Below are 23593 nucleotides of genomic sequence, written 5' to 3' on the forward strand. Positions count from 1 at the left end.
ATCCATCATGGACATGACGCCCCCTACCGCCCCAGGCCAGCCCTCAGCACCCCACGGCGCTGCACGCAAGGCCTTTTATGAAGCCATCTCGGCGCACAGCATGACGCCGCTGTGGGAAGTGCTGCACGCGCTGGTGCCGCAATCTCCAAGCACCCCCTGCCAGCCAGCGCTGTGGAAATACGCCGATGTACGCCCCTTCCTGATGAAGTCGGGCGCGCTGATCACCGCTGAAGAAGCGGTACGCCGCGTGCTGATCCTGGAGAACCCCGGCCTGCGTGGACAGTCGTGCATCACGCAGTCGCTGTACGCAGGTCTGCAGGTCATCATGCCGGGTGAAATAGCGCCCAGCCACCGCCACACACAAAGCGCATTGCGCTTCGTGGTGGAAGGCCATGGCGCCTTCACCGCAGTGGATGGCGAGCGCACGCAGATGAAACCCGGCGACTTCATCATCACCCCCAGCTGGACCTGGCACGACCATGGCCATGAAGGCCGTGTGGAAACGGATGCGCCAGTGGTCTGGCTGGACGGCCTGGACATCCCCATGCTGCGCTTTTTCGATGCCGGTTTCGCCGAAAATGGCACGGCCAGGCAACAGGAAGTCACCAAGCCCGAAGGCATCAGCAGCCACCGCTACGGCGCCAACATGCTGCCGATGCGGTATGACGCCCCGTTCGGTGAAACCTCGCCCATCTTCAGCTATCCCTACGACCGCACGCGCGAAACCCTGCACCAGCTGGAAACCCATGCCGACATCGATGCCTGGGACGGCGTCAAGCTGCGCTATGTGAACCCGGCCACCGGCGGCTCGCCCATGCCGACCATGGCCACCTTCATGCAACGCCTGCCGGCCGGCTTTGAGGGCAAGTCATGGCGCCAGACCGACGGGGCCGTGTTCAGCGTGGTCGAGGGGTCGGGCTCCGTCATCATTGAGCGCGATGGGCACACCTCGACTTTCGAGTTTGGCCCGCGCGACCATTTTGTGATTCCGTCGTGGCACACTGCGCAATTGCGTTCGGCGCAAGGTTGTGTGCTGTTCAGTTTTTCAGACCGCCCGGTGCATCTGGCACTGGGCATACACAGAGAAGAAAGGTTGTCATGAGTTTTGTCATCACCCCACCGGCCGCGGTGTCCGTCCCCGTTGTCGGCACCAAAGACCGGTTTCCGGTCAACCGCATTTACTGCGTGGGCCGCAACTACGAAGAACACGCCAAGGAAATGGGCTTTACCGGCCGTGAGCCGCCCTTCTTTTTCCTCAAACCCGCGAATGCCGCTGTCGTGGTGGACGCCGGCGCGACGGGCACCATCCCCTACCCATCGCTCACCAAAAACCTGCACCATGAAATCGAGCTGGTCGTGGCCATTGGCACCGGCGGTAAAAACATCAAGGCCGCCGACGCGCAAAAGCACATCTACGGTTATGCCGTGGGCCTGGACATGACGCGCCGCGACCTGCAGGGCGAGATGAAGAAGCAAGGCCGCCCATGGTGCATTGGTAAAGCCTATGACCACTCCGCCCCCATCGGCCCTATCACACCCGCTGGCCAGGCCGGTGACGTGGCCAATGCCGAGCTCTACATCCAGGTGAACGGCAAGGACCGCCAGCGCAGCAATGTCTCCAAGCTGATCTGGAATATTGCCGAAACCATTGAACACCTGTCGGCAGCATGGGAGCTGCAGCCCGGCGACCTGATTTACACCGGCACGCCCGAAGGCGTCGCGGCCGTGGTTTCGGGCGACACCATGGTCGGCGGTGTAGCGGGGCTGGAAACACTCACCGTCAAAGTCATCTGAACACGGGGGTTGGCAGGCGCATTTCCCGGTGGGGCAGTTGCGCGATAACCGCGCAGCTGCTTTAATCACCGCGCAAATACGCCGTGTTACCCGGGGTAACCCGCCTGACTGCTTGCCTCCTCAATTCTGATAATCGGCTTACCCGGTTTTTGGGAGCTCCCAAATGCCAAGACCTGCTTTTTGGAGAGCCTTCTTGAAAATCCTGCAGTCCCTTGCAAAATTCTGCGCTGTGCTGGCGGGCGTTCTGCTCACGGTGATCACGCTCATGACCTGCGCCAGCCTGATCGGCCGCAACCTGCTGGGCGCTACCCTCGTCGGCGACTTCGAACTCACCGGCGTGGTCACGGGGGCCGCGATCGCGCTGTTCATGCCCCTTTGTCAGATCAAACGCGGCAACATCATCGTCGACTTCTTCACCGCCAAACTGGGCGAAACCTCTAACGACAGGCTGGACCGTTTCGGTGCGTTGCTGTTGGGCCTGGTGTTTGCCCTGTTGGCCTGGCGCACGGTGCTGGGCGGCCTCAATTCGTACAACACGCACTCTGAAACCCAGATCCTGGGCTTTCCCGAATGGACGGTGTATGCCGCCATGGTCCCGCCTTTTGTGCTGACCTGCGTGATCGGTGTGTGCCAATCCGCGTTCGGCTTCGGCGACGCCCATGCGCCGCACAATCCGCTGGACGAGCTGGAGGCACACGTATGAGCTCCATCACCCTGGCTCTCGTCATTTTCGGCATCATGCTGGTCTTCATGGCCGTGCGTGTGCCTATCGCGGTCGCCATGTTTACCGCGGGCGCCATTGGTTACGTGATGCAGACCGGCTGGGGGCCGTTTTCCAGCTTCCTCAACACTCAGGCCTTCGCGCGCTTTGCCAGCTACGACCTGTCGGTGATCCCGCTCTTCATCCTGATGGGACATTTCGCAACGCAGGGCGGCATCAGCCGCGCCCTCTTCGGGTTCGCAGCAGGTGTGATGGGCCGGTTCAAGGGCGGTCTGGCCATGGCGTCCATCCTGGCTTGTGCGGCTTTCGGCGCCATCTGCGGCTCCTCGGTGGCCACGGCCGCCACCATCACCGGCGTGGCGCTGCCCGAGATGAAGCGCCACGGCTATTCGGGCCGCCTTGCCACGGGTACGCTGGCAGCCGGCGGCACGCTGGGCATTTTGATCCCGCCCTCGGTGCCACTGGTGATTTACGCCATCCTCACGGAGCAGAACATCGCCAAGCTGTTTGCCGCAGCCATGGTGCCGGGCATCATCGCGATGTTCGGCTACATGGTGGCCATTGCCATCTATGTACGGCTGGTGCCCGGACAGGCGCCCGAAGTAGACAACGACAGGCCGCCGATGACGCTGGCTTCCGCGCTGGGGATACTGCCCATCGCCATCATCTTCATCATCGTCTTCGGCGGCATTTACGGCGGCCTGTTCACGCCGACTGAAGGCGCCGCGGTGGGTGCCGCCGCCACTTTCGTAGCCGCCTTGCTCAAGCGCGAGATCACCTGGGCCAAATTCAAGCTGTGCTTTTATGCCACGGCGGAAAGCTCGGCCATGATCTTCCTGATCTTTATAGGCGCCGACCTGATGAACTCCGCCCTGGCCCTGACACAGGTACCCAACCAGCTCGCCGGCGTGGTCGGCGGCTGGGGACTGTCACCACTGATGGTTGTCACGGCCATCCTGCTGTTTTACGTGGTGCTGGGGGCAGTGATGGACGAGTTGTCGATGCTGCTGCTGACGATTCCTATCTTTTTCCCGATGGTGATGGGCCTGGACTTCGGCATGACCAAGGAATCCACCGCGATCTGGTTCGGCATCATGGTGTTGATGACCGTCGGCTTTGGCATGCTGGCGCCGCCGGTGGGCCTGAACGTCTATGTGGTCAATGGCCTGGCCAAAGACGTGCCTATCAGCGAAAGCTACAAGGGCGTCATGCCCTTCCTGATCAGCGACACCCTGCGCACCACCCTGCTGCTGCTTTTCCCCGGCATATCGCTGTGGCTGGTGAAATACATCAGCTAGCAAGCCTGCGGCTAGGGCTTTCACCGCTTCTCAAACCCGCTCCCATGCCTTAAGTTAGGCATATTGTTTACAGGAGACATGCATGATTCAACGACGAACCCTTCTCAAAACCAGCGCCGCCGCAGCCTTGGGCGCACCGGCGCTGTCGGGCCTGGCCCAGCAGGCCGTGACACTGAAGTTCCATACCTTCATGTCGCCCTCGTCCAATGTCTGGCTGGCCATGCACAAGCCCTGGATGGAAAAAGTCGAAAAAGAATCCGGCGGCCGCATCAAGTTTGAAGGCTATCCGGCCATGCAGCTGGGCGGCACGCCGGTGCAGCTCTACGACCAGGCCAAGGACGGCGTGGTTGACGTGGTGTGGACATTGCCTGGCAACACGGCCGGCCGCTTCCCGCGAATCGAGGTGTTTGAGCTGCCCTTCATGATGTCCAACGCCGAAGCGACTTCCAAGGCGTTTTGGGAATACGTGCAAACCGTTGCACCCGATGAATTCAAGGATACGCAGGTGCTGGCACTGCAGGTGCACGGCCCCGGTGTGATCCACACGGTCGACAAGCCCGTCAAGTCGATTGCCGACATGCGCGGCCTCAAGCTGCGCGCGCCGACCCGCCAGGTCACCAAGCTCATGGGCGTGCTGGGCGCCACGCCCGTCGGCATGCCGCTACCGCAAATCCCCGATGCGCTGAGCAAAGGCACCATCACCGGCTGCGTGATTCCGTGGGAAGTGGTGCCTTCGGTCAAGGTCAACGAGCTCACCAAGTTCCATGCCGAGTTCGACCCCGCCGGCGGCAGCCTTTACACCACCACCTTTGTGATGGCCATGAACAAGGCGAAATACAACTCGCTCGCGCCCGACCTCAAGAAGGTCATCGACAACAACTCCGGCATGGCCACCTCGGCCTGGCTGGGCAAGGTGCAGCAGGGCAACGACGTTCCCGGCCGCAAGACCGCCAGTGACCGCGGCAACACGATCTACACCGTGAGTGCGGCCGAAGCCCAGGAATTCCGCCGCAAATCACGCACGGTGGAAGTCGAGTGGGTGGAAGACATGAACAAGAAGGGTTTTGACGGCAAGAAACTGCTGGACACGGCACGCGCCCTGATTGAAAAGCACACCAAGACGACCAAGGCTTGATCAACAGGCCGCGCTAGGTGCGCATTCACGAAACCGGGCTTATGCCCGGTTTTTTTATGCTTCACCTATGTTCTTGTGCCTTTTCGGCCTTCAGCCCAATGAATACGGGCGCAACCAGCTCCTGATTTGATAGCGCGCCACCTCAGGCAAAACCTGCACGACAGCCGGGTTACTGCAACTGCGGCTTCATTCATGGCGCGTCTGCATAAGAATCCACCCGGCCCCCGTATGACGGGTGAGCCCGGTTCATCATTCCCTTTACCCCAAGGAAGTTCTTTCATGTCACGCATTTTGAAAACCCTGGCTGCCACCATCCTGGCCTCAAGCCTGAGCGCTTCTTTCACCCTGCCCGCTTTTGCGGCCGGCCCCATGGTCAAGACCCAGGCGCCCGGCTACTACCGCGTCACACTGGGCGATTTTGAAGTCACAGCCCTGTCGGACGGCACTGTCAAGCTGCCCGTGAAAGACCTGCTCACCAACACAACGCCGGCGAAAGTCGGCGCGGCACTGAAGCGTTCATTTTTACCTGACGCAGTCGAGACTTCAGTCAATGCCTACCTCATCAACACCGGCAGCAAGCTGGTGCTGATCGACACGGGTGCGTCCGGCCTCTTCGGCCCGACGCTGGGCAGCCTGCAGGCCAACCTCAAAGCCGCCGGCTACCAGCCCGAGCAGATCGACGAGATCTATATCACCCACATGCACCCCGACCACGTGGGCGGCCTCGTGGTGAACGGCGCCATGGCGTTTCCGAATGCCGTGGTGCGTGTGGACAAGGCGGACGCCGATTTCTGGCTGGATGAAGCCAAAATGAACGCAGCGCCCAAAGAATCCCAGGGCTTTTTCCAGGGTGCCATGGCGTCCATCAAGCCCTACGCAACGGCCGGCAAGCTCAAGACCTTTGAAGGCGCCACCGAGCTCGTGCCCGGCGTGAAGGCGCAGCCCACCCACGGCCACACGGCCGGCCACAGCGTGTATGTGGTGGAAAGCAAAGGGGAGAAGCTGATGCTGTGGGGCGACCTGATGCATGTGGCGGCAGTCCAGTTCGACAACCCGGAGGTCACCATCAAGTTTGACTCCGAGTCCCCACCGGCCGCCAAGGAACGCGCCAAGGCCTACGCCGATGCCGCCAAAAATGGTTACCTGGTCGGCGCGGCGCATATTGCCTTCCCCGGCCTTGGCCATGTGCGCAAGGGCGCGGGCAAGGCTTACACCTGGGTACCGGTGAATTACTCGTCGCTGAAATAAGAAAACAAACGAAATACGCGTTAAGCCCAATAAAAACGGGCGCGAGTAGCTACTTTTTTGATAGCACGGCAGCAAGCCTGCCGTGCGCCTCGGCAGGCCTCGGCCGGCGCAAAGCCGCTACACTCATCTGATGCAACGACCGCCCCTGAACCACTGCCGCGTCTGCGGCACCGCCGTGGCTTATCGCTTGCCGGACGACGGCGACACAAAAGAGCGGGCCGTCTGCCCGGCCTGCAATACGGTCCATTACGAAAACCCGCTCAATGTCGTTGGCACCGTGCCCAGCTGGGGCGAGGACGGCGCGCAAGTGCTGCTCTGCAAACGCAATATCGAGCCGCGTCGGGGCAAGTGGACATTGCCTGCCGGCTTCATGGAGTTGGGCGAAACCACCTCGCAGGGCGCAGCCCGTGAAACGGATGAAGAAGCCGGCGCCCAATATGAGATGCTGGGCCTTTTTACGGTCATGAACGTGGTGCGCGTCGGGCAGGTGCACATGTATTACCGGGCTCGGCTTTTGAGCACCGAATTCAATCCAGGCCATGAGACCATGGAGGCCAAACTGTTCACTGAGGCCGAAATTCCCTGGGACGAAATTGCCTTCAAGACGGTCAAGCAGACGCTGGAGCAGTACTTCGAAGACCGCCGCAAGGGTGCCTACGGCATCCATTCGTTTGATATTGAATGAAGGCCTTCAAGCCCGTGCCGGCCGTTACATTCTGCAGGCAGGACGCCCGGTAGAATTTCTCTGTATCCGGCTGGTTCTCACCGCGGATTTTCCGCCCCCTCATCGGCCTTCCGGCAGTCTCTTTTTTTAACCTCTTCCCCGGATTTCATGTTCAACACCGCAATCTTTTTCCGCATTGCCGACGATTTTGTGCTTCCTCCGCTGGAAGCGCTTGAAGAAATTTTCCAGTCCCACCGTTTCGTTCCCTGCGGCGCAACAGAGCCTGAATCCAGTGGCTGGGTGCCACCGCGCGGCAACAAAAGCACCGTCCTGCTCGAAAGCGTGGGCCGCCAGCTGATCGCCCGGCTCTGCACCGAGCGCCGCCCTGTGCCATCGTCCGCCATCAAGGCCGCGGTGGAAGAACGCATCGAAAAATACAAGGAAGAAACCGGCCGCGAACGCGTGGGCGCCAAGATCAAGAAGGAGTTCAAGCAGGAAGTCATGCTGGACCTGTTGCCGCGCGCCTTCACCAAGCGCTCGACCACCACGCTCTGGATCGACGTCGTCAACAAATTCCTGGTGGTTGACTCCGGCAACCTCACGGGCGCCGACAAGATCGTGAGTTATCTCGTGGAAGCGTTGAGCGAGGTGCCGGGCGCCCTGCCCGGCCTGAAGGCCAGCCCCATCCAGACGCAGATGTCGGCCGCTGCCGCCATGTCGCACTGGCTGTCGACGCGCGAAGCGCCATATAACTTCACGGTAGACCGCGACTGCGAGCTCAAGACGCCGGACGACCAGAAATCCACGGTGCGCTACTCGCGCCACACGCTGGAGATCGAGGAAGTGGCCCAGCACATTGCCGCCGGCAAGTTGCCGACGCAGCTGGCGATGACGTGGAACGAGCGCGTGTCTTTTGTGCTGACGGAAACCGCGCAGCTGAAAAAACTCAAGCTGCTCGATGTGGTGCTGGACGGCGTTCAGGAAAGCGGAAAGGACGACGACGGCTTTGACAGCGATGCAGCCATCATCACCGGCGAGCTGTCTTCGCTGATTCCGGACATGCTGGAGGCGTTGGGCGGGGAACTCGCCGAGGGAGAAGTCACACCGCACCCGGCCACCTCGCCTGCTGCCGACCCGGTACCAGAGCCCGCGTAGCAAATAAGGAAGACAGGTCATGCCCCAACACATCGGTATCGTCGGCTGCTCTGCCGAAGGCGCTGCGCTTTGTTATCAAACCATCTGTGTGGAAGGCGCCAAGGCCATGGGGCCGCATGCCCATCCTGAAGTGTCGATGCATACGCCGTCGCTTTCAGATTACATGGCGTGCATTTACCGCAATGACTGGAATGGCGTGGGCGACATCATGCTCGCTTCCGCGCACAAGCTCGCAAAAACCGGAGCTGACTTTCTTATCTGCCCGGACAACACCATCCATCAGGCTTTTGCTTACGTGCAGGAGCGATCCCCCTTGCCCTGGCTTCATATTGCGGAAGTCGTTGCCGAAGAAGCGGTCAGGCGCGGGTTCCGGTGCATCGGCATCACCGGCACGCGATGGCTCGTCGACAGTGAGGTCTACCCCGACAAGCTCGCGGCCCGCGGGCTGCAATACTTGCGTCCAGACAGCGCGGAGCGCGACGAAATCAACCGCATCATCATGGACGAGCTGGTGTACGGTGTCTTCAAGCCCGAAGCGATCGCATATTTCCAGAAAGTCATCGAGCGGATGAAAAGCGACGGCTGCGACGCAGTCGTCCTGGGCTGCACGGAAATCCCCCTGATCATGAGCGATTCAAACTCGCCCCTGCCGACTCTGGACTCCACACGCCTGCTGGCGCGCGCGGCGCTTGTCAGGGCGACGCAGGCCGTGCGGCCTTCGCCTGATTGAAAAGATTCAGTGCTGGCCCGGCGTAGCGCGGAGGCGTGAAACGGTTGCCGGCAAATCCTGCCAGGCCGGTTCCGAGGGTGCATAGCGTCCGCGCATATAAGCCACCAGCGCGGCAACCTGGGCATCATCCAGGCTGTGACGAAAAGCCGGCATGAACCCGATGTCTTTGCTCGCCGGTGACTGAATTCCCTCAAGGATCACCTGCACCAGATTGTCGGGCCGCTCGCTGTGCAGCTTGCTGTTAAGGGCCAGCGGCACGTTCACCCCCAGCAGTCGCGGGCCGTCGCCGTCGTGATGGCACGATGCGCAAGCGCCACTGAACAGGCGCTGGCCAGGGCCCGGCAAGCTGACAGCCGATTGCCGGGTGGACAAGACGATCTGCCCGGTGCGCTGGACGCTTTCAGCTTCCGTAGTTGGCTCATTAAAAGACACGAGATAAGTCGCCATCGCACGAATATCTTCTTCAGGCAAGGCGGCCAACTCCTTGATCACTGGTGCCATCGGACCCGCGGCAATGCCGTGCTGCGGTGAGTAGCCGCTACGCAGGTAGCGGTACAGCTCCGCAGCATTCCAGGGTACGGGCGCACGCGAGAGTGCAGTCAGCGCTGGAGCGTCCCAGCCATCCACCACGGCTCCGCTTAAAAAGGCCTTTCCGCTGCGCTCGGCGCCTGCGGCGTTGCGCGGCGTATGGCAGGCGCCGCAATGGCCCAGACCGTTGACCAGGTAGGCGCCACGATTCCATTCGGCAGTCTGCGCCGGGTCGGCACGGTAAGGCGCCGGCTCATGAAACAGCGCGTTCCACCCGGCCATCAACGGCCGCACGCTGAACGGGAAGGTCAGCCGCGTGGCCGGTGGTTCCGATCGCACGGGGGGCTGGGCCATCAGGTAGGCATACAGCGCGGTCAGGTCTTCATCGCTGGTTTTGGCGAACGCGGTATAGGGAAACGCGGGATACAAATAGCGGCCATCGCGGGAAATTCCTTCACGCATGGCGCGCTGGAAGGCGCTGAAGGACCACAAGCCTATGCCGGTGTCCGCATCGGGTGTGAGGTTGGTGGTGACAATCTTTCCGAAAGGCGTATCCATGGCCCTGCCGCCGGCATTGGGTATACCGCCGGGTGCTGTATGGCACACCACACAATCGCCCGAGGCCGCGAGCTGCCGGCCGCGTTCCAGCGTTGCGGCGGTGTAAACGGATGTGCCGCTTTGCACCACCGGAGCGATGACCGACCGGCCACCTGCCAGCGCCCACACGATGCCCACAACCCCCGCGAGCAAGGCGCCTGCGCGTGACCACCAGGCCACGCCTTTCGGCCATGCCGCGCCCTCAGGTACGGGATTGGGCAACCGAGCTGGAGCTGTTGGGATGTCCGGCTCGGGTGCCAGCCCGGGATTGAGCGCGGCACGCACCACTTCCGGCGTAAAAGGCGGCTGGCGAAAGCGCACGCCGGTGGCATCAAAAATGGCGTTGGCGATGGCTGCCGTACCCGGCACCGAAGACGACTCTCCGGCGCCAAGCGGTGGCTCACCGGGGCGCGCCATGGTCACGACCTCAATCACCGGCACGTCCCTGAAGTTGAGGATGGGGTAGCTTCCCCACTCCAGGCTGGTCACCTGATTTGTTTGGGGTGACACCGTGACCTGTTCCGTGAGTGCACGGCTGGTCGTCTGCACCACGTTGCCATGGATCTGGTGCTGAACCCCGGCGGGGTTGATCAGCGTGCCGGCGTCATGCCCTACCACGACGCGCCGGACATGCACCTCGCCCGTCTTGCGATTCACTTCGACGTCAGCCACCCAGGCCGCCCACGCCGCCCCGAACCCCGGCCATTTGCTGTGCATGTAGCGGGCATACGCAAAGCCCTGGCCGCGCACGACGTCCTGTGGATCACCAGGCGCTGTAGGCTGCTGCTGCTGCGTCGTATGCGCCATCCAGCCGGCGCGCTCGGCCGTGGCACGCACCAGCTCGGCGGCGCGCGGCTCCTTCAGGTACCGCAGCCGAAACTCCACCGGATCGACACCCGCTGCTGTTGCCAGTTCGTCGATGTAGGACTCATGCGCGAATGAATTGGGCAGCGCCGAGACACCGCGCAGCCATGACGCACGCAATAGCGGCGCCATGTCATTGACGGCGATGCGCATGTTGGCGTATTCGTAGGGTGGCCGGGCGGTTCGATCGCCCATTTCATAGGACTGCGCGACCGGTTCGATGGTGCGGGTGAGCAACAATGCCAGCGTGGGCGCGCCATTCGAAGGATAAGACGTTTGAAAGTCATATGCCGCGACCGACCCGTCGGCATTGAGCCCACCGTTCACCTGCATGAGCTGGGCTGCGCCTTTGGGTTCCCAGGCATGTTCCTGCTCACGCGTCAGCTGCACACGGACAGGGCTGCCCACAGCACGCGAAAGCAGCGCGGCATCTGCCGCCACATCGTCAGCGCAGTTTCGCCCGTAGCAGCCCGCCGCCTCCATGCGGATCACGTCGATGGCGACGTCGGCAAGGCCGGTCAGGCGCGACAGGTCAGCCCGCAGCACGTGGGGGTTTTGGGTTCCTGCCCATACCGTCAGGCGCTCCTGCTGCCAATCGGCCACGGCACACGAAGGCCCGAGGGAGCCGTGCATTTGATAGGGCCAGACGTAGTTGCGCGCCAGGGCTTGTGCCGCGCTTGCCATCGCGGTGTCCACGTTGCCGTCGTCGACAAGCCTGCGCTGCGTGGCCGGGTTGTTGCGGATCGCCTGCTCAAGGTCGCCCAGACTGGCGAGACCGGGCCACGGCTTCCAGCTGACACGCAATTCACGCAGCGCCTGTTCGGCCTGCTCTTCCCGCTCTGCAACGATGCCGACAAAGTCGCGGATCACCACCACCGCGCGAATGCCCGGAATGTGGGAAATCGATGATTCGTCCACCGATTCCAGCGTATTGCCGATGAAGTCGCCGTGGTCAGCCCCGGCATAGGGCGGGCGCACGACGCGGCCGTGCAGCATGCCGGGTACGCGCATGTCGTGCACAAATGTCAGTGCCCCGGTGGCCTTGGCCGGGATATCCAGGCGTGCCGCGCTGGTCCCCACCAGGCGGTAGTCGGCAGCATCCTTGACAGGGGTGCCCTGCACCAGCGAGAGATGTACATGCTCATTGGCCAGCAACGCGCCATACGTCACCGATTTATCTTCCTGCCCTGCCACCGAAACAACGCCATCTCGCACGGCGAGGAGGGAAGGATCCACCTGCAGTACGCCCGCTGCGCGCATCACCAGCCACGCGCGTGCCTGCGCCGCCGCGGCCCGCAAAGGGACGGCATGAACCTGGATGGACGCGCTGGCAATCGTGGCCCCCTGATTGGGCGCACGCGTCGTGTCCCCAAGAACCATGTTGACCTGCCCGAGCGCAACGTCGAGCTCTTCAGCCACGATCTGCGCCAGGGCCGTCCGGATACCGGTGCCTAGATCGACATGGCCGTTCAGGGCCGTCACGCTGCCGTCATCCCACACGGCAACCAGTATTTCAACGCCCTCTTGCGGATTGGCGCTGACCAATGCAGGTTGGCCACGGGCGGGTGGAGGCGCCGGCGGCGGCTCGCGGCTCACCAGCAAGACGCCGCTGGCCGCATGAAAATCGGCGCGTGTCAGGGGCGCATCGGCGCGACGCGTCATGGCGAGTTACCCCGGGCAAGGCTTTGGCGCGTCAGCTCTGCCGCACGCAATACAGCCCTCACGATCTCCAGGTGCGTGCCGCAGCGGCAGAGATTGCCGGACAGCTCGCGACGTATGTCGTCCTCGCCCGGTGCGGGGTTTCGCGCCAGCAATGCGACAGTCATCAGGATCATGCCGTTCAGGCAGTAGCCGCACTGGGCGGCCTGCTCTTCGATAAACGCCTGTTGGACCGGGTGAAGGGCCGCCGGCGTACCCAAACCCTCAAGGGTGGTGATTTCGCGGCCTGCCACGCCACATGCCGGAATAACGCAAGCGCGTGCCGCCACGCCATCGACCAGCACGGTGCATGCGCCACACTCGCCCAAACCGCAGCCATATTTCGGGCCATTCAGCGCGAAATCGTTACGCAGCACGGTCAGCAGGCTGGCCTGCTCCGCAACAGGCAGCGTACGCTCCAGCTGGTTAACGGACAGTGTGACGATGAAACCCATATTTACCGAACCGGTGCGGGCTCGCGTGGTGATTTCTCAACATCGATGAGATACGGCCTACACACTGAGATAGGCACGGCGCACTTCTTCATTGGCAGCCAGATCCGCCATGGATCCTTCAAAGCGGATTTGCCCTTTCTCCAATACATACGCCCTGTCGGAAACCAATTCGGCGAAATGCATGTTTTGCTCGGACAGCAGAATGCTGACACCGTGGGCCTTCAGCTCCAGGATCATGTTGGCCATTTGCTCCACAATGACGGGCGCTACGCCTTCGGAGGGTTCGTCAAGCAGAACCAGATAGGGATTGCCCATCAAGGTCCTGGCCACTGTCAGCATTTGCTGCTCGCCACCACTCATGCGGCCGCCGGGACGCGTGGGCATCTCACCCAGGTTGGGAAACAGCTTGAAGAGGCGTTCCGGCGTCCACAAGGGCGCCTCACTGCCGTCGGGCCAGCGGCGCGGCGCCTGCCGCCCTACTTCCAGGTTCTCGGTCACTGTCAGGTCGGTGAAGATTCGCCGGTCTTCCGGCACAAAGCCCAGGCCCATGCGAGCCGCATGGTGTGGTTCACTGCTGGAGATATCCTTGCCAAGAAAAGCCACGCTGCCGCGGCGCTTGTCGAGCATCCCGATCAGCGTCTTCAGGGTGGTCGATTTGCCGGCGCCATTGCGCCCCATCAGGGCAACGACTTCGCCGCGCCTGACAGCCAGGTTGACGCCAAACAGTATTTGCGCCGCGCCATACCAGGCCGACAGGTCTTTCGCCTCCAGCAGTATCTCGTTGCCGTTGCCCATCACGCAGTTTCCTTTTCAATGGCTTTTTTCTCGAAGGTCTTGCCACTGCCGAAATAGACTTCCTGGACTTTGGGGTGGTCGCGGATATCCTGCGGCTTGCCTTCCGCAATCAACCGGCCACGCGCCAGCACGATCATGCGGTCAGCATAGGCAAACACCACGTCCATGCTGTGCTCGGTAAAAAGCACCGCCATGCCCCGGTCAATGACCAGTTGTTTGGTCAGCGCCATCAAGTCGTTTCGCTCCCTGGGAGCCATACCGGCTGTCGGCTCATCCATGAGCAGCAACTTGGGGTTGTTGGCCATGGCCATGGCCAATTCCACACGCTTGACATCTCCATATGCCAGCACGCTGCAAGGGCGGTCAGCCTGCGGCTTCATGTTGACCTGCTCAAGCAGCGCCATGGCCTCGTCGCGCTTGTAATCTGCGGCACGGCGCCACATGGAAAAAAGCCGATGGTCTGCGGACAGCAAGGTCATCTGGACGTTCTCCACGACCGTGAGTGAAGAAAAGGTTTCGGCGATCTGGAATGTCCGACTGACACCGCGCCGCCAGATTTCACGGGGAGCCAGGCCGATCAGCTCCTGCGAGTCCAGCTGGATGGAGCCTGTATCTGCGCGCAGCTGACCGTTGACCATATTGAACGTGGTTGACTTCCCGGCACCATTGGGTCCGATCAAAGCCAGCAGTTCACCCGCCGCCAGCTCAAAGTTCACACCATCGACAGCCCTGACACCACCGAACGATTTACCCAGTCCTGACACCTTCAGCAAGCTCATGACTTCTCTCCCGCACTGCGGCGACTGGCCAGCAGCTGTTTGGCAAAGCCTGCAATCCCCTGGGGAAACAGCAGCACAAGAACCAGGATGATGGCGCCCAGCATGGCGCGCCAATAGTCGGTATTGCGCGCCACGGTATCGTGCAGCCATGTGAACGTGACGGCCCCCACGACAGGTCCCAAAAGCGTCTGGATACCCCCCAGCAAAACCATCACCAGACCGTCGATCGACTTGCTGACGTGCAGGCTTTCAGGCGAGATGCTGCCTTTTGAAAAGGCATAAAGCGCGCCAGCCAGCCCCGCAAAAGAACCCGCAATCACAAACGCGGCCCATTGCAGACGTTTGACATTCATGCCGATGGCATCAGAGCGCAGCACCGAGTCGCGTGCCGCACGCATGCCATAGCCAAACGGCGAATACAGCATCCGGTGCATCAGCAAGACGCCCCCGGCCACCAAGACAAGGGTGAGGTAGTAATAAATACGTTTGTCCGCCAGCCACTCAGAGGGCCATACGCCGGTCAATCCGTTGCTGCCGCCGGTGAACACGTCCCATTGATAACAAATAGCCCAGGTAATTTGCGCAAAGGCCAGCGTCAGCATGGCGAGGTAAACACCGGACAACCTGACGCAGAACCAGCCATAGACAAAAGCGCCCAGGGCCGCCACGAGGGGTGCAACGACCAGCGCCAGCTCCATGGGCATGTTCAGGCTGCGCACCAGCAGCGCGGCACCATAGGCCCCAAGGCCGAAGTAGGCGGCATGCCCGAACGAGTGCATCCCCGCGGGTCCCATGATGAAATGCAGGCTGACAGCGAACAGGACGGCAACCAGCAGATCAATCAGCAGCACTGTCACGTAAGGCGACTGCGCCGCCAGCACAGGCATCAAAGCCAGTACCGCCAGCAGGCCCGCACAACCCCAGGCATACAAGCGGTGCGGCCTGCGCAGCGGTTCTTCAGCCATGCCTGTATGCCGGCTGGGCGCCTGGGGCCTGCCGAACAATCCCCAGGGACGGGCCACCAGGACAACCGCCATTACGACGAACTCCACCACCAGGGTCAGCTTGGAAAAAGAGATGCTAATGCCCGCAATTTCGACCAGCCCCAGCCAGATGCAAATGGCCTTGAGTTCGGCAATCAGCAGTGCCGCTACGTAGGCACCCGGGATGGAGCCCATGCCCCCGACCACCACCACCACAAACGCGGCGCCGATGATGTTGAGGTCCATTTCCAGGTTGGCGGGCTCGCGCGGTAGCTGAAGCGCGCCCCCAAGGCCCGCCAGAAGTGCGCCCAATGCAAAAACGGCTGTGAACAGCCACGCCTGGTTCACACCCAGCGCGCTGACCATTTCGCGGTCCTGGGTAGCAGCCCGGACCAGGGTACCCCATCGGGTTTTAGTGAGCAAAAGCCAGAGCAGGCCCAGGACAACAGGTCCCGCGACGATCAGAAAAATGTCATAGGAAGGAAACTGGCGTCCGAGAATCGCCACGGAGCCCGTCAGACCGGGCGCCCGGGGACCAAGCAGTTCTTCGGCACCCCAAAACCAGAGCACGCCGTCCTTGATCACCAGGCCCAGGGCAAACGTTGCCAGCAGCTGGAATAGCTCCGGTGCACGATATATACGGCGAAGCAACAAGACCTCGACCAAGCCACCGAGAACACCTACAGCCAAAGCAGCCATCAACAGAGCAGGCCAGAAACCCAAGGTATTGCCGAGAGCACTGACCAATGAATAGGCAACGTAGATACCCACCATGAAAAAAGATCCATGGGCAAAATTGACAATCCGCGTAACACCAAAGATCAACGACAAACCAGCTGCCACGAGAAACAGCGACGATGCGCCGGCCAGGCCATTAAGCAACTGCACGATAAAGCCTGAGAAGCTCATGAACAAACCTTTTTTCTGCGGGATAGCGTGGCCGGCAAGCAGCGCACAGCGGACACACCATTAACATGACGGCGGCACCGGAACTGCCGGCAAACCGCGATGGGTGCATGCACGAGGCGCGGCACCTGCCGCCGTCAGCACTTGCCTCGGTCTAGTCGGCAGCGCGCATTTTTTTCACTTCAGCGTTGCTGGGCTGGACTTTTGAACCGTCGATATATCGATAGTCGACCATCACGCCCTTGCCGCCTTCATTTTTTGTGCGGCCCACATAGGCCCCCATGGTGGACTGGTGGTCTTCCGGTCGAAAAACCACGGGGCCGAAAGGTGTCGTCACATTCAGGCCGCGGAAAGCGGTAATCAGCTTTTCCGTATCGGTTGATTTCGCCTTTTTCATGCCTTCGGCCAGGGATTTGATGGCGCTATAGCCGACCACGGAACCCAGGCGCGGATAGTCTTTGTACTTACTGTGATAAGCAAGGAAGAAAGCCTTGTGTTCGGGAGTCTGGATGCCGTACCACGGATAGCCGGTAACCACCCAGCCGTTAGGCGTTTCTTCCTTGAGCGGATCGAGATATTCGGGTTCGCCCGTCAACAAGCTGACGACTTCACGCCCCTGAAACAGGCCGCGGGTATTGCCTTCACGAACAAACTTTGAGAGGTCGGCACCAAAAAGAACATTGAAGATGGCATCCGGCTTGGCGTCCGCCATGGCCTGCACAACACTGCCAGAGTCGACTTTGCCCAACGGAGGCGCCTGCTCGGCCACGAACTCCACATCGGGCTGTACGGCCTTCAGCAAGGTCTTGAACGTCGCGGCTGCGGACTGCCCATACTCATAATTGGGGTACACCACTGCCCAGCGCTTTTTCTTCATCGCGGCGGCTTCAGGGACCAGCATGGCAACCTGCATATAGGTGGAGGTCCGCAAGCGGAATGTGTAGCGATTGCCGTTTTGCCAGACGATTTTGTCTGTCAAAGGCTCAGCCGCCAGAAAGAAGAACTTTTTCTGCTTGGCAAAATCGGTCAGCGCCAGACCGATATTGGAAAGGAAGGAGCCCGTCAGCACGTCAACTTTTTCGCGCGAGACAAGCTCTTCGGCCGCACGAACCGCATCACCCGGATTTGCGTTGTCGTCGCGGATAACCAGCTGGACTTTCTTGCCGTTGATGCCGCCACCAGCATTGATTTCTTCAACGGCCAGCTCCATGCCTTTCTTGTACGGTTCCAGGAAAGCTGGCTGGGCCTTGTAGCTGTTTATTTCCCCTATCTTGATGACGCCCTGCGCATGCGCGTTCACGAATGAGGTCATCAGTCCGAGGAAAGCGACGGTGCTCAGCATTTTGTTGTGCAGCTTCATAAATACTCCTGGTTGTCGTGGATCAGATAGACGGCGATGGTGAGTCATTGGTGATAAGTAGGTTGGCAGCCGGGGCTACCTTAACCCATCCTCCCCCTTGATTTCGTGGATTTGAAGCCCCCCCACGCGCGGCAGGGGGCGGCCGCTGTCCGTGACGACGACAGCCACCACGATTTCGTTGGCCCGGGGGGCATCGGCAATGCGCGCCTCCATGGCATCAAAGTGGCTGCGCACGAATGCGGCATCCTTGTGTCCCAGCGGCACGTCAATGGCAGTACCCAGGCCACCGCGCTTTTTACTTGACGGCACCAGAGCAGCACCCTTTTCCACCGCCAGGCGCAGTGGGGCGCCCAGTCTGGGATGCAGGATCGCTGCCGCATGCTCGAGCTCGCCTGCCTCACCCACGATGGCGGCCTTGCCGTAACTATGGGCCTGGCCCGGCGCAATGCCAAGGGCCTGCACGCACTTTTGCCCCAGCAGCCCGCCAAGCTCTTCGCCGATGTCAATCAGCGCATCGAGTTTTTCCGCGTACACCCCGGAAAAAGGATTCTCGATCACGGCCATCGCCAATGCCTTTCGCGTCGGAGGAGCGACGACCTTTCCCATCTCGATGTATGTTTCGTCGATTTGCACAACAATTTTTCGAATCCTGGCTGTCATGGTTTTTCCTTGTCTCGGTGACTGCTAAATATCTGGCGCATCGGGTTTAACGCAAGCCATCCCATTTGGCGATGGCACTGGCGGCCAGCCCACCCACCCGGGCGTGAATGCGCGGGCCCGTGCTCATGGCCAGGATGAAAACGATTTCGTCTGGCAAGGGAGCCCCTGGCACACGCACCTCAATGGCGTCGAAATGGCTACGGACATAACTCGCATTGACGTGCGTTAAAGGAACATCCAGCGCCGTACCCGGCGCACCCACTTTTTTTGTCGAAGGAACGATGGACAAGGCATTACCGGGTTGGCCGGTTTTTTCCTCAGCCTGCCCACGGGCATAAGCGTTGCGATCACCTTTCCAGCCAAGCAGCTCACGCATCGCGTACCCGCCGGGCACATGCCAGAGCGCACCATGCTCCAGTTCCCCTGCCGCGCCCACAATCGCTCCTTTTCCGTAACCCTCAATATGTTCGGCCGGCACCGCCATTGCGGCGCGCAGACGCTCAGCCATCTGGATACCCACGGGCTGAAGCTGGTCCATCATCGGCAGGAGGTCGGGCTCATACCGCCCCGCAAACGGGTTGGTCAGCACCGCGCCAACTGCCCCGCGAAGCAGAGGCACCGGCGCTATCGGACCGAATTCATGCCGTATCTGCTCCACGTGCGTAAAAATACGCCGAATTTCAATCATGGTGTGAGGTCCATTCATTTCATTAAGCAAATACCGAACCAGCCGGCACTTCAGCACTGTGATTTTGCAATCGTTGCGACGTTTTATCAGAGGTGGTCATCAGCTGGTTTTGGCAAACCAGCGCAGCCGACCAGATCAATCCCGCCGCCTGCAGAGCCTGTGCGCGTTCAAGCCCGGTGCGCAGTGCGCGCCGAACCGTTTCCGCCTCCAGCAACGGCACCTCAATTGTCACCAGCATTTCGCCAAGGTCGGTGTCGTCCTTCACGTCACAAGCTCTGCTGCGTTTGATTCGCACGTCGGCAACATCGACCGCATTCGCAATCATGGTGGCTGCAGCATCCGCTTGCGCGGCAGTACGCGCAAGGACCGTCACGCTGTCGGCAATACCCAGAGAAAAGCTTCGCCCTCGCCAACCGCTGGTAGCGACGCCGCGAACAGGAAGCGCGCTGGAAACCTCGAATTGCCCGTCGGTATGAACGCCGGCCAATACCTCGTTCACATCGAGGCGCGCCAGATCTGCATACAGGCCGATCCGCACAGATTGCGCTGGCGCCAAGTGCAGGGCAATGTCACCGCCGTTGTTGACCCAGGCGCGGTCTATCCCGCCATTGGCATAACAGGCGACCAGCTCCTGCGCGACTGCACCGGCAACGGCCGCCATCGGGGTGATGAAGCCATGCCGGTAAGGGTGGCACGCATTCCACATGCGCCGGGCTATGACCCCTTCCAGATGGCACTCATCCCGTACAGGCTGCCGCAGGAGAGGAAGTTCCCCGACCAGCTCGCCGAGGATATCGCTGAAACGCTCCCACGCTTTGGCATGAGCGTCCTCTACCGCAGCCGGCCTTCCATGGGCGCCAATGATGATATCCATCGGACCATGCTGGAAATGCCAGCGCCCGTCGGGAAGTTGCAAGCGTTGAGAGTTCATGTGCAAGTGCCTCAGCCCAATAACGGAGAACGCGCCAGAGGCCAGGGGTTGGCGGAAGGTAGCTTGGCCCATTCCAGAGCTACAGGTGCACCCTCGTTGTGCCAGGCACCGCGACACAACACATCCTCCAGCGTGCGCACATAGTCCATGTGCCCGCCCAGCGCGCGATAGTCGTCAAGCTTCATGCTGAATTCAATGGGAGCCACGATGGCCGGCGTGGGAACGGTTCCGAAACTGTTGTCCGGCATGCGCATGACATCGGCCATCACGGTGATCCCTCCACCGGGCCAGACGTAGGCAGGAGCCCCGCCACAGGTCACATTCACCAGGGAACTCTTGATGGCGCGCGTCAGCAAAACCGGATTTTCAGTGACACCGGCCCGCAGGCTGCCACCGGCTCCCGCAAGAAAGAGCACCGTCGCCAGCGAGGGCTCGCAGTTTTCACCGATACGCTCAACGACATGGCGCACTTCCGCCGGCATCTCTTGCTCCACGGGAACGAGCTCTTCATTGAGCACATACCAGCTTGCATGCTCACCGGTGGTGGACGTCATCAACAAGCGCAGGCCCGGCCAGGCGACATTACCGTCCCACGCCTCGATGATGGACAGGGGATCGGCGATATCCGTCCCACCCCAGCCCGTTCCAGGATTTGCCACCTGGAAATAGCGCCCCGGCGTGGACTTTCGTCCGCGCATCCGGATACCTGACGGGCGCATATCGAGACAACGCCCCGCCTGATGCTCGGTCAGCACACCGGTAATGTGGTCGTCGACCACCACCACCTCGTCAAGCTTGCCGAATAACTGCTTCGCAAAAATTCCGACCGTAGCCGACCCGCAACCCACGCGCATGCGTTCTTCCTCAACGCCATTCACGACAGGCGCACGGCCAGCCTGAATCAGTATCTGGGAACCGCCGTCAATCGTAAACTCCACGGCCTGCTTGTTGCCGAGCGCCTTCATCATTTCGACCGTGACACGGCCCTCTTTCTTGCTACCTCCCGTCAGGTGATGCACACCACCCAGGGACAGCATCTGCGAGCCATACTCGGCCGTCGTCACATGCCCGATTACCTCTCCCTTGCAGCGCACATTGGCCTGCTCGGCACCCAGGAAGCGGTCAGTGTCAATTTTTACCTTGAAGCTGCAATAGCTGAAAATTCCTTCCGTGACCACAGTGACCAGATCAACACCGGCCGCTTTCGATGAAACGATGAATGGTGCCGGCTTGTAGTCGGGATAAGTTGTTGATGAACCCACACCCGTGACAAACACTTCATCAGCCAGTAGAAGATCACCGCTCCATGGAACCGCTGATGCGCCATCCGTGCCACCGGACAGATCTTCTGGCGCGGGAAGTCTTGCATCTGTACGCCCCGCAAACGGCACAATATGCGTCCCTCCGACGGACAGCGTACGGCGCAACAACAACACCGGGTCGACCCGAACAAGCGTTCCGCCGTGGTTGGCATAGCGATCGCAGGCCCCGCTGCGCCCTTCGGATATCTGACATAGAACCGGGCAGGCATTGCACTCGATTTTCTCGCTATTCATTCGCTCGTTTCGCGGCCGGGCCTTTTCCAAAACCAGCGGAAACGTCAAGGCATCCATGCCAGGCAAGCCGTCCGTCTTTGTATGTTCAGTCATCGTGCTCGTCCTTCTGCCACTCTCACCATCTTGGGGCGAATTCACCAATGTAGTGCTCACTTAATTTACATGTTGCATTCACTACATACGAGATTCAATGTAGCGCATGCGGATTTCTCATGCAATAGTATTTACATGGCTGTCTTAAACTTATTTTAAAATGTTGTACACACTGAATTTAAATGTTGCGTTCACTACATTAATGTGGCACATTGCCTCCGTGGCGGCATCGTTTGGCCAGGGCATGCAAATACCTATCGAGACCGCGCAATGGAAAGATCGGCTCACAAGCCGGCAGATCATGAAACCATGAGACATCAACGCAGCCTCTCCAATTCATAACCATCACTCCCGAATAACACCATGAGCGCTTTCAATGAAGAAACTGTGCTGTCCGTCCATCACTGGACTGACCGCCTGTTTACCTTTACCACCACACGCGACACATCACTGCGCTTTAGCAACGGCCACTTCACCATGATCGGGTTAAGGGTCAACGACAAGCCTTTGCTGCGCGCCTACAGCATCGTGAGCCCCAATCATGAAGAGCATCTCGAATTCCTCAGCATCAAGGTCGCGGAAGGTCCCCTGACGTCACGGCTGCAGCACATCAAGGTCGGCGACAAAATCATCGTTGGACGCAAGCCAACCGGCACACTGGTAATTGATTACCTGCTGCCGGGCAAAAGGCTTTACCTGCTCTCGACCGGCACGGGCCTGGCGCCATTCATGAGCATCATCCGGGACCCGGAGACTTACGAACGGTTTGAGCAGATAGTGCTCGTCCATGGCGTGCGGCAGGCAGACGAGCTGGCCTATCACGACCTGGTTGTGGATCACTTGCCCCAACATGAGTTTCTCGGTGAGCTGATCTCCAGGCAGTTGCTGTACTACCCTACCGTTACGCGGGAGGCTTACCGCAACATGGGTCGCGTCACCGACCTGATCGAAAGCGGGAAGATGTTGGCCGACCTGCAGTTGCCGGCACTGGATCCGGCGCATGACCGTGTGATGATCTGCGGCAGCCCCGCCATGCTCAAGGACCTCAAACACATGCTCGAAGGCAAAGGCTTCATCGAAGGCAATACGTCCAAGCCGGGAGATTTCGTGATCGAACGCGCCTTTGCCGAACAATGAAGATGGCCCAGCGCTTGCTTTCAAATCATTGCATTTCCCCGGGAAGCCATCCATCACACCTTTTCGCTTGATCACGCATAAACCGCGACTGGACACCTCTACATGACAGCGAAGACGGCCAAAACCATCAAGCCGCGCACTGCCACAACCAAACGCACGATTGCCAAGCGGCCCGGCGTACGGGAGCAAGCCGCGCAGACCACGCGCGACAACATCCTGCGGGCAGCCACCCGCGTCTTCGCGCGCTATGGGTATGACGGCGGGAGCGTAGAGAAAATATCCAGGTCGGCCAAGTCATTCGACCGCATGATTTACTACTACTTCGGCAGCAAGGAAGGCTTGTTCATCGAAGTGTTGGAAGACATGTACCGCCGCATGAATGACGCCGAGCTCGAGTTGTCGCTGGACATCGAGCATCCCGTGGAATCCCTGACCGACGTGATTTGCTTCGTGGTGTCCTACTACAGCAAAAATCCGGAGTTCATCACGCTGCTCAATACGGAAAACCTGCACCGCGGCAAGCACATTGCCAAATCGCAACGCGCCCGGGATTACTCGTCTCCCGCCATCGCCATCATCCGGCAACTGCTGGAAAGCGGTGTGCGCAAGAAAATTTTCCGGGCAGACATCTCCGCCCGCAATGTCTACCTGCTGATTGCCGCCACCGGCTACTTCTATATCTCTAACCGCCACACGCTGTCAGCCTTCCTCGGCGAAGACCTGCAAACACCTGAGGCGCTGGCGCAATGGCAGGCCTTCATCATCAGCACCGTGCTGCGCACTGTCATGCTGAATCCTTGAGCTCAACCCCACGCATT

General features: G+C 60.5%; 21 protein-coding genes. 11 read left to right on the plus strand and 10 right to left on the minus strand.

What is annotated here, in order from left to right:
- Positions 1–7 precede the first annotated feature (7 nt).
- The 9 genes from gtdA (at position 8) to AC1DVV_RS09600 (ending at position 8745) form a co-directional block, all read left to right on the plus strand.
- A complete protein-coding gene (gtdA, locus tag AC1DVV_RS09560; protein ID WP_477702541.1) occupies positions 8–1102 on the plus strand; it encodes a gentisate 1,2-dioxygenase in 1095 nt (364 codons plus the stop codon).
- Complete coding sequence (locus AC1DVV_RS09565) at positions 1099–1794, plus strand: fumarylacetoacetate hydrolase family protein (RefSeq protein WP_477669090.1); 696 nt, start codon at positions 1099–1101, stop codon at positions 1792–1794. The genes gtdA and AC1DVV_RS09565 overlap by 4 nt, the downstream gene beginning before the upstream one ends.
- A gap of 193 nt (positions 1795–1987) precedes the next feature.
- Positions 1988–2497 (plus strand): TRAP transporter small permease, encoded by a 510-nt coding sequence (locus AC1DVV_RS09570; protein WP_457280368.1) that lies wholly within the window; start codon positions 1988–1990, stop codon positions 2495–2497.
- The gene (locus tag AC1DVV_RS09575; protein WP_457280367.1) at positions 2494–3813 is read left to right on the plus strand and encodes a TRAP transporter large permease; all 1320 of its coding nucleotides are present in this window, start codon (positions 2494–2496) and stop codon (positions 3811–3813) included. Before AC1DVV_RS09570 ends, AC1DVV_RS09575 begins: the two co-directional genes overlap by 4 nt.
- Positions 3814–3895: 82 nt before the next feature.
- Positions 3896–4948, plus strand: a complete 1053-nt coding sequence (locus AC1DVV_RS09580; protein ID WP_457280366.1) for a TRAP transporter substrate-binding protein — start codon at positions 3896–3898, stop codon at positions 4946–4948.
- 279 nt (positions 4949–5227) lie between these two features.
- On the plus strand, positions 5228–6196 hold the full coding sequence (locus AC1DVV_RS09585) for an MBL fold metallo-hydrolase (RefSeq protein WP_457280365.1): 969 nt from the start codon (positions 5228–5230) through the stop codon (positions 6194–6196).
- 130 nt (positions 6197–6326) lie between these two features.
- Positions 6327–6881, plus strand: a complete 555-nt coding sequence (locus tag AC1DVV_RS09590) for an NUDIX hydrolase (protein WP_457280364.1) — start codon at positions 6327–6329, stop codon at positions 6879–6881.
- Between the two features lie 147 nt (positions 6882–7028).
- Positions 7029–8015, plus strand: a complete 987-nt coding sequence (locus tag AC1DVV_RS09595) for a recombination-associated protein RdgC (RefSeq protein ID WP_457280363.1) — start codon at positions 7029–7031, stop codon at positions 8013–8015.
- Positions 8016–8034: 19 nt separating this feature from the next.
- Complete coding sequence (locus AC1DVV_RS09600) at positions 8035–8745, plus strand: aspartate/glutamate racemase family protein (RefSeq protein WP_457280362.1); 711 nt, start codon at positions 8035–8037, stop codon at positions 8743–8745.
- Positions 8746–8751: 6 nt separating this feature from the next.
- Here AC1DVV_RS09600 and AC1DVV_RS09605 read toward each other — a convergent pair whose 3' ends face one another.
- The 10 genes from AC1DVV_RS09605 to AC1DVV_RS09650 form a co-directional block, all read right to left on the minus strand.
- Entirely contained in the window at positions 8752–12396 is a 3645-nt protein-coding gene (locus AC1DVV_RS09605; protein WP_477702540.1) for a molybdopterin cofactor-binding domain-containing protein, read from the minus strand.
- Positions 12393–12887 carry a (2Fe-2S)-binding protein gene (locus tag AC1DVV_RS09610; RefSeq protein WP_457280360.1) on the minus strand — a complete coding sequence of 165 codons (495 nt, stop codon included), beginning with the start codon at positions 12885–12887 and terminating at the stop codon, positions 12393–12395. The genes AC1DVV_RS09605 and AC1DVV_RS09610 overlap by 4 nt, the downstream gene beginning before the upstream one ends.
- A 57-nt stretch (positions 12888–12944) precedes the next feature.
- The gene (locus AC1DVV_RS09615) at positions 12945–13682 is read right to left on the minus strand and encodes an ABC transporter ATP-binding protein (RefSeq protein ID WP_457280359.1); all 738 of its coding nucleotides are present in this window, start codon (positions 13680–13682) and stop codon (positions 12945–12947) included.
- Positions 13682–14461: an ABC transporter ATP-binding protein gene (locus AC1DVV_RS09620; RefSeq protein WP_457280358.1), complete on the minus strand. Its 780-nt coding sequence runs from the start codon at positions 14459–14461 to the stop codon at positions 13682–13684. The genes AC1DVV_RS09615 and AC1DVV_RS09620 overlap by 1 nt, the downstream gene beginning before the upstream one ends.
- The gene (locus AC1DVV_RS09625) at positions 14458–16353 is read right to left on the minus strand and encodes an ABC transporter permease (RefSeq protein WP_477665750.1); all 1896 of its coding nucleotides are present in this window, start codon (positions 16351–16353) and stop codon (positions 14458–14460) included. The genes AC1DVV_RS09620 and AC1DVV_RS09625 overlap by 4 nt, the downstream gene beginning before the upstream one ends.
- Positions 16354–16504: 151 nt before the next feature.
- A complete protein-coding gene (locus AC1DVV_RS09630) occupies positions 16505–17692 on the minus strand; it encodes an ABC transporter substrate-binding protein (protein ID WP_457280969.1) in 1188 nt (395 codons plus the stop codon).
- Positions 17693–17785: 93 nt separating this feature from the next.
- Positions 17786–18370: an amino acid synthesis family protein gene (locus AC1DVV_RS09635; protein ID WP_457280356.1), complete on the minus strand. Its 585-nt coding sequence runs from the start codon at positions 18368–18370 to the stop codon at positions 17786–17788.
- A gap of 46 nt (positions 18371–18416) precedes the next feature.
- Positions 18417–19058 carry an amino acid synthesis family protein gene (locus tag AC1DVV_RS09640; RefSeq protein WP_457280355.1) on the minus strand — a complete coding sequence of 214 codons (642 nt, stop codon included), beginning with the start codon at positions 19056–19058 and terminating at the stop codon, positions 18417–18419.
- A gap of 22 nt (positions 19059–19080) precedes the next feature.
- Positions 19081–19989, minus strand: a complete 909-nt coding sequence (locus AC1DVV_RS09645) for a UPF0280 family protein (protein ID WP_457280354.1) — start codon at positions 19987–19989, stop codon at positions 19081–19083.
- Between the two features lie 11 nt (positions 19990–20000).
- A complete protein-coding gene (locus AC1DVV_RS09650) occupies positions 20001–21638 on the minus strand; it encodes a 6-hydroxynicotinate reductase (protein ID WP_457280353.1) in 1638 nt (545 codons plus the stop codon).
- Positions 21639–22001: 363 nt separating this feature from the next.
- On the opposite strand from AC1DVV_RS09650, the gene AC1DVV_RS09655 reads away from it, so the two are divergent.
- Together AC1DVV_RS09655 and AC1DVV_RS09660 are read left to right on the plus strand one after the other, a co-directional pair.
- Positions 22002–22775, plus strand: coding sequence for a ferredoxin--NADP reductase (locus tag AC1DVV_RS09655; protein ID WP_457280352.1), 774 nt, complete (start codon positions 22002–22004; stop codon positions 22773–22775).
- 102 nt (positions 22776–22877) lie between these two features.
- Positions 22878–23576: a TetR family transcriptional regulator gene (locus AC1DVV_RS09660; RefSeq protein WP_457280351.1), complete on the plus strand. Its 699-nt coding sequence runs from the start codon at positions 22878–22880 to the stop codon at positions 23574–23576.
- Positions 23577–23593 lie beyond the last annotated feature (17 nt).

The organism is Polaromonas sp. P3_B4, assembly GCF_056402835.1.